At 46.8% G+C, this 13,406-nt stretch carries 16 protein-coding genes; all 16 read right to left on the bottom strand.

Features of this window, described 5'->3' with window-relative positions:
* Positions 1-78 precede the first annotated feature (78 nt).
* Positions 79-1,041 (bottom strand): phage tail tube protein, encoded by a 963-nt coding sequence (locus tag LG381_RS14940; protein ID WP_016232665.1) that lies wholly within the window; start codon positions 1,039-1,041, stop codon positions 79-81.
* 26 nt (positions 1,042-1,067) lie between these two features.
* Positions 1,068-1,460, bottom strand: coding sequence for a phage tail terminator-like protein (locus tag LG381_RS14935; protein WP_000673077.1), 393 nt, complete (start codon positions 1,458-1,460; stop codon positions 1,068-1,070).
* Complete coding sequence (locus LG381_RS14930) at positions 1,457-1,837, bottom strand: hypothetical protein (protein WP_001029819.1); 381 nt, start codon at positions 1,835-1,837, stop codon at positions 1,457-1,459. Before LG381_RS14930 ends, LG381_RS14935 begins: the two co-directional genes overlap by 4 nt.
* A complete protein-coding gene (locus LG381_RS14925) occupies positions 1,838-2,221 on the bottom strand; it encodes a hypothetical protein (RefSeq protein ID WP_000524260.1) in 384 nt (127 codons plus the stop codon).
* The gene (locus LG381_RS14920; RefSeq protein WP_000634214.1) at positions 2,221-2,616 is read right to left on the bottom strand and encodes a hypothetical protein; all 396 of its coding nucleotides are present in this window, start codon (positions 2,614-2,616) and stop codon (positions 2,221-2,223) included. The genes LG381_RS14925 and LG381_RS14920 overlap by 1 nt, the downstream gene beginning before the upstream one ends.
* A 3-nt stretch (positions 2,617-2,619) precedes the next feature.
* Positions 2,620-2,796 (bottom strand): hypothetical protein, encoded by a 177-nt coding sequence (locus LG381_RS14915; protein ID WP_000908084.1) that lies wholly within the window; start codon positions 2,794-2,796, stop codon positions 2,620-2,622.
* Positions 2,797-2,838: 42 nt separating this feature from the next.
* Positions 2,839-3,978, bottom strand: a complete 1,140-nt coding sequence (locus LG381_RS14910) for a P22 phage major capsid protein family protein (protein WP_000918487.1) — start codon at positions 3,976-3,978, stop codon at positions 2,839-2,841.
* Positions 3,979-4,076: 98 nt separating this feature from the next.
* On the bottom strand, positions 4,077-4,841 hold the full coding sequence (locus LG381_RS14905) for a DUF6651 domain-containing protein (protein ID WP_000770042.1): 765 nt from the start codon (positions 4,839-4,841) through the stop codon (positions 4,077-4,079).
* Between the two features lie 104 nt (positions 4,842-4,945).
* On the bottom strand, positions 4,946-6,058 hold the full coding sequence (locus tag LG381_RS14900; RefSeq protein ID WP_001363932.1) for a phage minor head protein: 1,113 nt from the start codon (positions 6,056-6,058) through the stop codon (positions 4,946-4,948).
* Positions 6,042-7,448, bottom strand: a complete 1,407-nt coding sequence (locus LG381_RS14895; protein WP_000763709.1) for a DUF4055 domain-containing protein — start codon at positions 7,446-7,448, stop codon at positions 6,042-6,044. Before LG381_RS14895 ends, LG381_RS14900 begins: the two co-directional genes overlap by 17 nt.
* A 2-nt stretch (positions 7,449-7,450) precedes the next feature.
* Positions 7,451-8,752, bottom strand: a complete 1,302-nt coding sequence (locus LG381_RS14890; RefSeq protein WP_000625347.1) for a terminase family protein — start codon at positions 8,750-8,752, stop codon at positions 7,451-7,453.
* Complete coding sequence (locus tag LG381_RS14885; protein WP_000089446.1) at positions 8,733-9,827, bottom strand: terminase small subunit; 1,095 nt, start codon at positions 9,825-9,827, stop codon at positions 8,733-8,735. The genes LG381_RS14890 and LG381_RS14885 overlap by 20 nt, the downstream gene beginning before the upstream one ends.
* Before the next feature lie 3 nt (positions 9,828-9,830).
* The gene (locus LG381_RS14880) at positions 9,831-10,040 is read right to left on the bottom strand and encodes a hypothetical protein (protein WP_000126788.1); all 210 of its coding nucleotides are present in this window, start codon (positions 10,038-10,040) and stop codon (positions 9,831-9,833) included.
* Positions 10,018-10,950 carry a hypothetical protein gene (locus LG381_RS14875; RefSeq protein ID WP_001204033.1) on the bottom strand — a complete coding sequence of 311 codons (933 nt, stop codon included), beginning with the start codon at positions 10,948-10,950 and terminating at the stop codon, positions 10,018-10,020. The genes LG381_RS14880 and LG381_RS14875 overlap by 23 nt, the downstream gene beginning before the upstream one ends.
* Positions 10,943-11,737: a ParB/Srx family N-terminal domain-containing protein gene (locus LG381_RS22365; RefSeq protein WP_016245936.1), complete on the bottom strand. Its 795-nt coding sequence runs from the start codon at positions 11,735-11,737 to the stop codon at positions 10,943-10,945. The genes LG381_RS14875 and LG381_RS22365 overlap by 8 nt, the downstream gene beginning before the upstream one ends.
* Positions 11,738-11,874: 137 nt before the next feature.
* Positions 11,875-13,332 (bottom strand): Trk system potassium transporter TrkG, encoded by a 1,458-nt coding sequence (gene trkG, locus LG381_RS14865; RefSeq protein ID WP_024165216.1) that lies wholly within the window; start codon positions 13,330-13,332, stop codon positions 11,875-11,877.
* Positions 13,333-13,406 lie beyond the last annotated feature (74 nt).

Genomic DNA, 13,406 nt, shown 5'->3' with positions numbered 1-13,406 from the left:
CTGATTAAGAATAAACATCCATAACCTCATTCAATGCGTCCCCCTGTAGTGCAGTACCACAGGGGGAATAACGGAAAATCAACTAATCGCATCAGCACTGGCTTTTGCGATCACGGCAGTCGGGGAGCATTTTTTTCTGGTTATCGTAGGTGCTTCATCTGCTGCGGTAATGCTCAATTGAACCTGGATAATGTCAGTATTACCCCCATCAGGCCATTCACCTGACACCTGAACCTTCGGGAAACTGAAAGTGTATGCCCCCTCTCCATTCGAAAGCGTGAAACTGAACGGAACTGTTTCTCCAGTCAGTGTTTTACTCCAGATTTCCCACGCGGCTTTAGACCATGAAAGCGTCACCGTACCGGACGGTGTAAAAGTAGTCGGAATATTTGCTCCTGCATAAGGCGAGCCAGTCCCGATACAACGCTGTGTCTGGAGTTTGTTATCGAACTGAATATCAAAACTGTCGATACAAAAACCGTTACCTCCGGCAACACCATTCAGGCTTACTGCTGAAACCTCCTTAAACGAATAGCGTAACTTTCCTGCACTATCCACAGGTTCGCCTTTGATAAAATTCGTATCATCGGCCTTTGATTCCCAGCCCAGCCCGGCAAAGGTTACGGTCGCTGTAATATCGCCGTCGTTAGGGATCTGCATTTTCCATGAGCCAACCTGCGCTCCTCTGACGACAGAGGCAATTCCGACATCGGACGCATAGGTCGCCAGAGAAAATGTTATTCGCTCATTCCCCATTGTCAGAGAATCGCCTGACCATTCCGCGCCGAAACAGGATGCAAGAAAATCATCATGTTGACCCCAGCGAAATTTGGTACCAACATCACCGCCGACATCCACAGTGCCAGGCGTCGCCCCCTGAGCCATCCGGGAGCCACCAATCTCATTATTTTCGCCTTTATTCTGGGTGGGTTTTACTCCCCAGCTTGTGCGTTTTAATAAACTCCAGTCACCACTTGCTGGCGTAGTGCCTGCAACTGTCTCCCGGATAAATGCCGAGATAACCTTTGCACCTGAACTCACAGGAGCCTCCTATGTCATTAATTGCGCTAGAGCGCGCGATATGGAATTTGAAGATTAAGCTGGAACCAGCCATTCTTTTCGCCGACTGCTATTGAGGAAACAGCCTGGTAACTGAGACGATCGTCATCCTGAAACTCAAACAGTTCCCGCAATTTATCGGCTGTCTCAGTAATGAGTTTTGAACCAGAACCTGCGGGGACAAATAACTGAATAATGATTATCCCCGTGCGATAAACAACCGGCCCCGCGCCAATTTCATTAACTCCAGCCTGCCCGGGAATATTACTTAACCGCGCCCAGATTAACTTACCGGAAGGATCGAACGTTGGCCCGTTCGGATACAATACGTCTTTTCCATCAATAATCGTCTGTGCCGTCATTCTGGAAATAACCGTATTTCTGATTTCAGTAAACTTCATTTGTAAGCCTGTAAAACACCATGAAAAGCGTTGGCATACACGCCAGTTGGCGCTTGTTGTGAATGACCGTTTTCAAGAGCCTCTGCATAAGGAAGGTTATTCTGGATATAAATAACCCCGTAATTTGCAGCTTTCGAAATAACCCCGATCCCACGCTGAACAGCAATCGTACCGTTCGGATCCACGTTATCAGATATACCAAAATCGGGATGCTGTAACGACACCAGGTTGTTATTTCTGAAACGTCCGGTATCAACCGGAGCAGCAATATCAATAGCAGTAAGAATCTGCATAGCGATGTAGCGAATCTTCAGCCCTACATCTTCCTCAATCATCCCGGCAAATATTGACGGTTCTATATCCCATGCCTTTGCCATTTACGCTCTCCTTAACTGGATAGAGTAAACTGATGCGGAAGGATCTACACTTGCTGTAATTACCTCGTATCGTTGTAACTGCCTTGATACAGGATCATAAATCTCAATAATATGGTCGACAGCTGGTTTATCCGTAACCTCGCATACCAGAGCGGTTAATTTAAGGTCACCATGCAAAATATTAATCCCATCAATTCTGCCCAGCTTATAACGTGTCAACACGCCTCGCCCGGTATAGATTGCGGTGGATTCGCCGCCAGTTTCCGTCACAGGATCCCAGTGCCGGTGCGTAACGTAAGAACCAGAAAAATCACTCACGGCGTCCGCTAAATCCTCATCAAAAGCAGCGGCAACCTCTGACTGAATCTCTTCACGAAGCCCCATTATCCCCCCCTCACAACCCTGACTTGTGAGCGACTAAGTCCGTACGGTTTCAGCAGTGCTATCGCAAGCTGTAAATCGGGTTCAAGCAATGCAGTGCTGTTTGCTGGCAACTCAGAAAATGATTTCGATACACTGACCCCGTCAGCCGACACGGCTTTACTGATAACAACGCCAGAATCATTTTTCTGCTGAAACAACTTACCGAATGAGGCAATTCTGGCTGCATATGCTCCCGCAAGTTTTACCTCTTCCGGAATACGGGATGGGTTAATTTTCAGGTTGAAGCCATTAAGCCAGGCATTAGCCATTAAAACAGCTTTATTTTTAGCGTTCTCACTCGTCCAGGCGTTCCCAAACGCATTATCAACGTCATCACAGGTCACGTAAGTGATCATGTGTTACTCCTGAGTTTTCCAGCCCATAGCCTTCCAGTTGTCAACTTCATCAGGATGAACATTAGCGATAGTTGGTGCGCCGGGAAACATCTGATAATCGGTCACCATAACCACTAACTCAATTTGCGTTTTTTGTGCGGCTTCACGCTGTGCTCTTTGCTCTTTAGTTAATCCGGCCATATGCCCCCCATTAAAAATGGGGCCGAAGCCCCGTTTGAATGTTTAACCAAGAATCAGACAACCATGTGCCGGCTTCACTGATGAAACACCCCATGCCAGTCCAACTTCATAGCGCACCTGGCGATACTGACGATACAGTGCAATCTGGAACGTAATCCCTGAAATCGGGTCCGTAACATTCATTACATCATCAGCATTATCGCCACCTTCCGGCATTGCCGGAGTACGGGATGCCAGCAGAAACGCGTTGCGATCAAACGCCATATTTGCAGTAAAGGCCCCAACAACTGTGATGGCAGTATCATCGGCCAGATCCTGACGCAGTCCGGGCGCTGCAAGAGTAATCAGATTGCTGGTCGCTGCTGCCACAACATACTGATTCGGATCACCAGCGAACGTAACAATCTGACCTGCAGAAATACTCCCCGAACCAGTATCAATGGAAATAAGAACATCGCCTTCTTTTTTCTCTCCATTCACGAGATAACCAGTTGCAGCAACCTTTGGCGCTCGTTTCACACCTGCCGAACTGTGAATATTGAATCCCTCCAGACGCCCCAACACGCCCTCACGCAGTAGCTGTTCAGTGCCGGATTCATTCACTTTAAACAATACAGACTGTTTTCCGCGCAAATTAGCAATGGCAGTGGAGCCAAGCACCATCTGCAGATCGGTTGTCGGTGCGCCGTTATCCTCCAGAACCTGACGAGCCAGAGCAGCATCAGAAAGATCATCTTTAACACCAAACGGCGTTGTCCCTGCGGTTCCCACGGCGCGGGAAGCACCGAAATACAACGCACCAAGATCAGCCTCAACCTCGTTTGCAAGGGCGCGAAAAGCCTGCTTGAACTGATCAGCCAGAATGGTGTTGTAAGTCCCTGAAGGGCCAAGAGCCAGTTGTTCTTCACCATTCCATTTAACCGGTGCCATTTTGGATTTAGTAATTTTTACATCAACAGTGCCAATATTTTGATCACCGGTATTCGGAGCTGACGGCCCCGGTACGATATCTTCGGTTTTCGCCTCAGGCGCAACTGGCGCGGTTACCGTCTGATCTTTTGCTGCGGCGTCAGCTTTTGCGTTTTTTGCTACCGCAGGGATAAAACCTACCTGCTCACGGGATACAACATCCAGGGCGGTATAAATAGTCGGGATCAACCCGGTCAGGGTATTTCCAGCCATAATTAAATATTCCTTAAAAATTTGCGTAATTGTGAATAGATGGAGTAATGAGCTATCCAGCCCTGACACCAGCTCCCATCCGGAAGCTGACAAATGTGTTAATCAACGATTGTGATACCGTCTTTCAATGCGTTTTGCTTACCTGCAACATCCAGTGCATCAAAAGCAGAGCGTTTCATCGTTTTCTGACCAATATCATGCTGTGTCGGACGGGAGCCGCCGCCATTGTTGCCACTGGCTTTCAGGATGTAGTCTTTCTGAGGGTAATTTTCGACAAGGAACTCCAGCGCCTCATCAAACTGCGCCAGTTCGCCAGGCTTCGCGCGGGAATAAATTTTGTTGCCGGAAGCGTCATAAGCAACGATCCTCCCTTCTTCCACTTTGAATGCCTGCCCGAAGCGGGCTTGTAATAAATCTGCCGGGATCGCAATTTTATCGGCAATATATTTTGAACCCGCAAAACTACCGCCAATCATAGAATCGTAAAGCTGCTTCTCCAGCATCTGAGAGCGTTGCTTTTCTTCATCTAATTGCTGCTGAAAATTTTTCGTAATTTCTGCCTTAACCTGGTCAACCTGTCCCGCATCGAGCAGCTTTTTCTGGTCGATTTTTGACAGCATTTCCAGTGCCTCGATCGCCTTCTTCGGGTCTTCGATAGCGGCAAACTTAGCCAGTTTTTCCTCTGCAGCTTCTTTAGCCAGGCGATGATTTTTTGCCTCGCCATTAAGCTCTGTAATTTTTTTTGTCGCCAGCGGTGCATCGAAGCCAATTTCTTTACCATCGTCGTGCACATAAACTGGCAGGCCAGCAGTATCAATTTCTGCGTATTGTTTTCCGTTAATCTCGACCGTTTTCAGTTTCATATTAGTACCTGGTTTAAGTCTTCCGACAGTTACGCTGCTCACCATCCGGATCGCAGCAATAAAAAAGGCCACCCGAAGGTAGCCTGTTGTAATAAATGATTTATTTAAATCCCTGCTTTTCTGAATACCTGTGCATCACGCTCACGGAGCTGCTTCAGCGTCAGCCATTCGCCTTTATCGGTGTAAAATTCATCTGGCGACATACCACCATCCCGAATCAGCTTTGCTCGGGTTTCCCCCACAATCTGTTTTTGTCTGGTGTAAGGCTGACGCAAAAACCATTCCCTGTAGGTTGTATCTCCGGCCACCACGCCATCCATGCTGGCCCGCTCAGCCGGGGAAATATCGCGAACATCAATACCCAGTTCCTTCGCTGATTTCAGAATGAACGTTTCCGTTGAGCGGCAGCAGAAATGAATTTTTCCCGGCCCCTGCAAATAAGGCACGCTGTGACCTACAGGTTTATTATTCAGCGTATATTTGAGGCGATCCCTGATTCGACATTGTGGCGTAGTACGATTATCAAGCGTTGATAACCATTGCTTACCCTTAATCAAATCATTATTCGCGCTGGCAAAACTCTCACGGGCAGTAGCAGCAAGATGTCCAACCGCTGTTTTTGCAATGCTGGCCGCATTAGCCCGGCTCATCTGCAATGCACCATCCTGAAATCCCTTACTGACATGTCCCCGAATTTTTCTTGCGATCTGCTCATTGGTATCCCCCAGCAAAAAACCCTGACGCACTGTATTTGTTATGCGTCTGAGCCGATCCGCCTCAAGATCTGAGGCCCACTCACTGAGCAGTCGTCCCTGGAATGGTCGCGCCATTGCAGCGGCATAAAGTGCATCAGGAGAGATACCAACCAGAGGGTGAACATCAGCAACAAAATCAGGTAGCATAGAATCAAACAGACTTAACTGATAACCAGCCTCATAAATTGCCAGCTCGTTCAGCTCTCCGGAGAGACTGGTAAACATGCTGTTAATAGCAGTGCGGTTAACCTCTCTGACGCTCGCCAGAAGTGACTCCAGGCGCTTAACGGTAAAACTACCTGGATCGAGGCTGTCCAGTGCTATCAGCAGGCGAGCAGTAAGTTCCGCATCGCTGTCATTCAGTATTTTCACCATTCTGGCAGCCACGCCAGTGCTATAGCGGGATATCCAGACTGCATGAGCAATTGATTCATCACGCAGCCGTTCATTCACGGTTTGCATCATTGATTTCCATCAGCATTACACTCTGATTTTTTAATTCATCGATCACTTCCTCTGGACGGGAATCCTGATCGATAAATTTCAACGCCTGCAACACCCGAACCGCATCAATCTGACGTATATCACCGCCCTGACGCAATGACTGAACAGCCAGCGCGGAGGATGAGTCAAACACCTGGGCAGATACATCCAGTTCAGTGCGCACATCCACATTGCCACCGCAACTCTCTCCGCTCCATTCCGCCATTATCTGGAGAATATTATCGAGGGCATCTTCGAGGGAGTTCGCCATTGTATAAAGCGGCGAGTGTTCCTGCATCCGCTCTTCATTAGTCTGATCAACAGATTTGGTGGATGTATTTTCAGCCCGCAGAAGTTTAGCGCCGGCATGACGCATCTGATTTTCCAGCTTCTCAAGTGATGTTTCGCCAGATTCTATCGCTGCGCCACTATGTTCAACATATTCGAGGCCATTTTTTGTTCTGTCCTCAAAAATCGTAGCCGTGGATGCACCAACCGTCAGTTCTTCATTCCTGTCCAGCCCGTAGGCCACCAGCAATGGAACGCGGGCAACATGAAGAATATTGTCCTGCTCGCTCTGGCTTTGCCAGTGCTTGATATTCAGCAAGCCAAGATTAAGCAATGGCGGTGTACCACGCATAAACCCTGTTTTCTTCGTATACAGTGTTACCAGAGGAATATCATCACGGCTGGTATTCCATGACTCATGAAGCATCCAGACAGATTCGCCATTAGTACCTTCGCTGCGTCGATAAATTTCTACTCGACGGGGCATAATATGGCGGATCTGCTCCACCTTCTTCTGCCCGAAATCATCACCATCAATAATGATGACCTCTTTTATACGCAAATCAGTGAGAACAACTTTCCCTTTTTCAACTTTCGATTTCCATCCAATAACCTGGCGTGGATTCAGCATCGTAACGTACGGGCGACCACCGGCCGCGTTTTCATCGGCTTTTGTCCGAATCTCGTTCATATCCGTTCGTGGATAGTCCACCAGCGCATGTGCCACACCATACTGAAATGCGAGACTGAAAAATTGCTGCGCCCACACATCCAGTCGGCTCCCCTCCATGTCGATATTTTCTGCATATTCCCTGATTTTTTCCGGCGTTTCCTCACTCAATACTGTCGGCTCTGCAAATATGCGCCCAATATTTTGTTTGATGCTTTCTTCATACACAGGAAGTAACGTAGCCACAGACAGGCGTTTTTTATAAGCGTCTTCATCTTCATTAGGCCATTTGGGGAGATAATTTTCCCCCTGCCTGCGCATTTCAAGCGTACCGCCCATCAATGCGTCGTTAATATCCCACGCCTCCAGCATATCGTTATAGTCGAGGTTGGGTGTTGATATATCAGCCATAATTAAATCCGAAGTGATGTGACTCTTCCGGTCGGTTTGACAATAGGGAATTGCTTAACGATGAAATAACCTCCGGCATCATTCGGGTGATCATTGCCAGATTTTTTATCAGGCTCCCCCTTATCATCCCAGACCTGTTGCTCCAGAGATTCGGCATATACCGGACAACGCTTCACATTAACTTTATAGCGACGCTCACCATTGGCATTGCAGAACATTGCATTCATTGAGTTAACGCGATCTTTTACTGGCGGGTTCGAGCTGTTCACCACAACGTTAAAACCTGCCTGCTTAAGCTGGGCTATATCCGTCGTACTTGCGTTACTTGATTTTCTGGAATCTCCGGAAGCATCTGGATAAATATAAATCTCCCTCACTTTCCGGTAATCATGCCCGTCATACAGCCAGAAGCGTTCTTTAATGAGGCGGATCATATCCGGCGTATCGTAGGCATTGATGATTTCAGTTACCGCACATGGAAGCCCCAAACGCAGCACATGGACGATTCCCGCCATCTTTCCAACGTTAAAATCCATCCCAATATAAATCGGCTCCCCTGGTTGCTCCACTTCTTCGCAATTATTCAGTTTCCGGTCAAACTGATGGTAAACAGTACCACTTGTCAGGTTAGTAAACCGTCCTAGAAGATAGGCTTTAATCAGCTCTGGAGGGTATGATTCAAGAAGTGAAGGAATGTAATCTGCTGGCAGGTTCTTTTCATTATCGAAAGTAGATGCCTGCACCAGACCATACAGTGAGGCCAGCTCTGTTTTTTCACGCACGGCTTTAACAAACTGCTCGTAGACAAATTTGAATCCTTCCGGCGTGGTTGTAACGTCAATACCGTTGCGAAGTCCATCAATCTTATAACGCATACGCGCAATTATCTTGCGCCACGCCGTTCTGGCTTTTTCCTTCGGCAAAATGTCCAGTTCATCCACCAGCGCATTACCAATTTTGAAACCGACGATCGTTTGTGGCTTCTCCATCGATCTGCAGATAGTGGTTCCCCGATACTGGCGTCCGTAATAAAAGTGAACCTCTTTATTTCCCTCATTAATTTTTACGTTCAATCCCCAGTCAGCAGCAACTTCTTCCACTGTAGGGTAAAAAATATCGCGAATTTGGGGATACGTTGGCGCAAAATATCCCTGATTTATACCTGGATGCTCCCAAATCCCCTTGCATATGCCGCCACACCCAACCCATGTTTTGCCCGAGCCAAAACCAGCAATATAGGCTTTAAATTTATGGGGCATTGAAAGAAATCGCGCCTGAGGCACATTAAGCGTCGGAGAGATCATCTTCATCACTCCTTAATCTGGCATCAACCACATTAATATTGATCGCCACAGGCTGGGGATGTTCATTATCCTCCACCGTTTCGATCTCTTTGCGCAGCTTCTGGTTCTCTATTCTGCGCCGTTCAATTTCCAGTTCCTGTAGCCGCTTATCTGCACATAATGCCCCGCCAGCAGAAAGCAAACGCAACAATTCACGCCGGGCGGCAGCCTTATCCTCCAGCAGGATCTCAACACCGTATTTTCCGAGCTTTGACCCTGCATATAATTGCCGCGCATCCCCATCAAGCAGTGTGGTATCAGCCATATAAAGCTGTCCTGTTCCCTCACCGCAGCACTTCGGGCAATCAGGATTGGGTATGGCGTTATCAACAAAGCCGAGGCCTCCATATTCCGGCTCGGGTTTACCATCTCTGGAGGCCTGTGCCGCAGCCTTATCGAATTCTGCAATATCACGCCACTGGTAGAGATGATTCTCGCCCCAGCAATAACGGCAGTTAACACGGCGAAATTGTGCCAACTGATTGGGGTCGGCCTGGACAATGGCCATCAACTGGCTCACCAGTAAATCCAGGTCTGCGGTATAGCGTTTCTGGTACTGATTGCGGAAGTAGCTGATAGCACGATAAACCCTGGCATTTCTAAGCATACGGCTGGCGTTGCTGTTAGCTGTCGCACCTTGCCCCTCATAACCAGCCAGTCGGTATGCCTCTGTCGGCTTTTTCCCCTGAGCAACCAACATGGCGAATTTTGCCTGCTGGTCAGAAATACCGAATTCATCGGGGCAGAACGAAATTTCTTCCGTGTCCCCCTCAATCAGGAGTGCATCGGATACAGCCTTTTTTTTCTGAGATTTTCCGTTCTGCCTTTGCGCAGTCTGCGCAGTTTTTTTTCGCGCACTTTTTTGCGCAGTTTTGCGCATTTCTTTCTGCGCATTTTTCGGAGTTTTTTTGATGTAACGACGGGCTGTTGCGTAGTTCAGTCCCCTTGCTTCACACCATGCCACCGGAGATATACCGGAGCGGGTGTATTCAGCAATATACTCCTGCTGCAACGCCCCCCAGTCCGGTCTGCTCATCAGTTAGTCCTGATTTTTATCCACCCTGAGTAGTTCGCGCAGAGCAAAGGCATCCCCTTTTCTGGCAAGCTTAAACAATGCCGCTCGTAACTCGGCTTCACCTTTCGCTCTGCCCTTACGGATGGCCGCATAAAAATCTGTCATTGCTTCCCGATTTTCTTTCAGTCGGTTCAGATCAACATCCAGAACGTCAGCGATTTGTTGTGCAGTCATCCGGCACGCTGCCAGAGACTCGACTTTCGAATACGGAATCATTTGTCACCCCCATTGATATGCAGGGTGTCTTCTTCCTGTATTTTTCGTGAAGGATTTTTACTGCAGCGTTGTTCCAGGTGACCTGATGGTGAATGCGTTTATGGCTGGCACCCATCAGTGAGATTTTTACGCACGACGGCGAATACATGACGGAGTAAAAACTTTTAACGTAGGTTCCGGAATCCAGATACAGCTCGGTCATTCCGCCGCTGTTTTTCTGCGTCTGTTTCTGCCCTAACTGGACAGCACCGATCGTCATAAACAATTCACCACAGCGACCGAGATTCGTGTACGTATTCACATCCTCGTTAATGCGCCCCATGAATGAGAACGGTCGATCAACCGAACAGATAAAGCTGTTCATTGCCTTGCGTTTCACCCACGAAGCATGGCCGCCATTGTCACCAAGAAAATCCCCGCCCTGCGACATAGCGATGGAAAGCGCGGGTATTGATTCGTAATACGCCAGCATTTCAGAAAGGATCGCATCCAGTTTCCTTATCGGGAAATAGGCCTGGTCATAGTTGCGATCCACCCGAAACTGGAACTCGTGATAATCATCATCGAGCTGAATGAAGTATTTACACCCGACCAGTTTTGCCAGGTCGAAACAGGCATTACGGGCGTAAAAAATTGAGCGGCGATCACCAAAATTATCGGCTTCGTCAAAACGACTGGCAATATCGGCTTTGGAAAATACCAGCACCTGTTCACCAAATTCAGCCATGTACTGATGCCGTGTCTTATCTTCATCATCAACAACGATAAAAATTTTCCCGGTATAGCCAGCACGACGCAACGTCCGGTAAGTCAGAACTTTGTCCGGTCGCCCGTGAGTCAGAATAAAGGCGCAAAAATCATCACGCATATTCCTCCTCCTCCTCCCCGCCATGCATGATCTCCACCATGCGCTGCGTCATTCGGACAAATCCATTTTCAATAGCCTGCTGATAATCAATGATCACCAGCGCCGACTCCTCGAAAAGGCACTGAATTTCAGCGGGGGCATGAGCGTAATAGTCCGCAATTCTGCTGAAATTAAACACTGTGTGACGTTCTGCCGCACACAGGAGGAATTTCTCAATATCAGGATCAAGGGACGCCGAACGTATCCGGCTGATCAGCTCCTGAGTTTTCGTATCGTCGTACAGTTCACTGATATCCGGTTTACCGCCCGACGGCTCATAAACAGGCGTATCAATTTTCGTCGTATACGGCTCCTCCTCATTTCCTGTACCGGGCAAAACATCCGTCAACAGTTCATCAATTTCTGTCGGGATGAAGCCTGTCAGGGAGACATCAAAATCAGCATTGATTAGGTCCGACAGCTCCATCCGCAACAGATCTTCATCCCAGCCAGCATTCATCGGCAGGCGATTATCTGCCAGGCGGTACGCCTTTTTCTGCTCATCCGTCAGGCCAGACAGAACAATGACCGGAACAGAATCCATTTTGAGCATTTCAGCCGCCATAACACGACCGTGACCCGCAATAATTTCGCCCTTTTCGTCAATCAGCACCGGATTAGTCCAGCCGAATTGCTTAATACTTTCTACCAGTTGTGCCACCTGCTCAGTACTGTGCGTCCTGGCATTGTGCGCATACGGTGACAATTCTTGTAATGGGCGATAGACTATCTTTAATTTCTCGCTCATACAGCCTTGCTTTATGAATAAAACGCACCCCAGCAGCCAGTGCTACTGGGGGCGGAGGTGTTGCTGGTAAAGTTAGGTATTGGATCAATGAGTGAGTCAACATAATATTAAACTCACAATTATAAATCAGCCATATATTAGGAGCGCCAAAAAAAACCTGAAAACAATATAATAACAGGATAAATTTCAAGGCGACCAAGAATCATAGCTATGCACATTAAATATTTTGCAATGTCATTAAGCACTCCGAATGACGATGCAGTAGCCCCAAAACCTAATCCCATATTATTAATACATGCAGCCACTGTTGCAAATGATGTAAGAAAATCATATCCCATACCATTTAACACCAGTATAAAAAACACCGTGAAGAGAGTATAAAGAAAAAAGAAACTCCATACAGACCTCATTACACGATCTGTAACTATCTTCCCTCCTACATTTACACTCAACAACGCTCTGGGATGAGAAAGCTGATTTATCTCGTGTTTGCTTTGTTTGAAAAGTATAAGAAATCGAAGTGACTTAATTCCACCACAAGTTGAACCTATACATCCCCCAAAGAAACTTGACAACAGCAAAAACACTATCGTGTGCGTGGGCCAGCTTGCATAATCCTGCGTAGCTAAACCATTATCAGTGAGCATGGAGCTGGCAAGAAAAAACGAATGAATAAAACTTCCATGCAAGTCATACATACCTATATGCCAGACCTGGAAAGAGGTAACAATGATCACCCCTAAGGCTATTAACAGAAAGAAACGAAGTTCAATATCTCTGATTAAAGGTTTTATCGTTTTCCTGCTAATAACAATATACCAAAGAGTGAAGTTGAAAGCCGATAGCAGGGAAAAAGAACCAGCCACCAGCTCAACCAAATAGTTATTAAAATATCCGATACTCTCGCTATGAGTTGAGAAACCACCAAGCGAAACTGTGGAAATCCCGTGACAAATAGCATCAAACAAAGGCATTCCTGCAAGTCTATAACAGACAATACAAGCAATACCTAATAAAGAATAAGTTATCCACAGTGTCCGTGACGTATCGGCCAGGCGGGGAGTGAGTTTGTCATCCTTAAATGGCCCCGGCATTTCTGACTGATAAAGCTTTGCACCACCAATACCCAATAATGGCAATACAGCAACCGCCAGAACAATAACTCCTAAACCACCTATAAAATTTAACTGTGACCGATAGTACAAATATGCCCGAGGTAATGAACTAACATCATCAATTACAGTTGCTCCTGTTGTTGTTATTCCAGAAACCCCTTCAAACAGAGCATCAATGAACGTTAAATTAAGTTCTGAGTCAATCCATAAAGGGAATGCACTAATAACAGAAAACAAAATCCAAAACATTACAATTATAATAAACCCATCACGGGTACGTAATTGAATGCCAGATTTCTTAGTTGTATACCACGCTCCGCCACCAATACAAAAAAATATAACGAAAGTTATAAAGAAAACGAACAGGCTTTTTTCTTTATAAAACAATGCTACAACCATTGGTGGCAACATTGAAAGACTATAGAGCCAAACCAGGAACCCACACATATGAGTAACAACTCTTACATGAGATGTATTCATATCTAAATATTCTTTCAATTATAACCACCTTGCTGCAATATTATGATTATACTGTATAAAATTTAACTCCTCTT

Source organism: Escherichia sp. Marseille-Q3837 (assembly GCF_916618735.1).
In the GTDB taxonomy this organism is placed as follows: Bacteria; Pseudomonadota; Gammaproteobacteria; order Enterobacterales; family Enterobacteriaceae; genus Escherichia; species Escherichia ruysiae.
The sequence above is the reverse complement of the archived record's forward strand: the minus strand, read 5'-3'. Positions and strand labels throughout refer to the sequence as shown.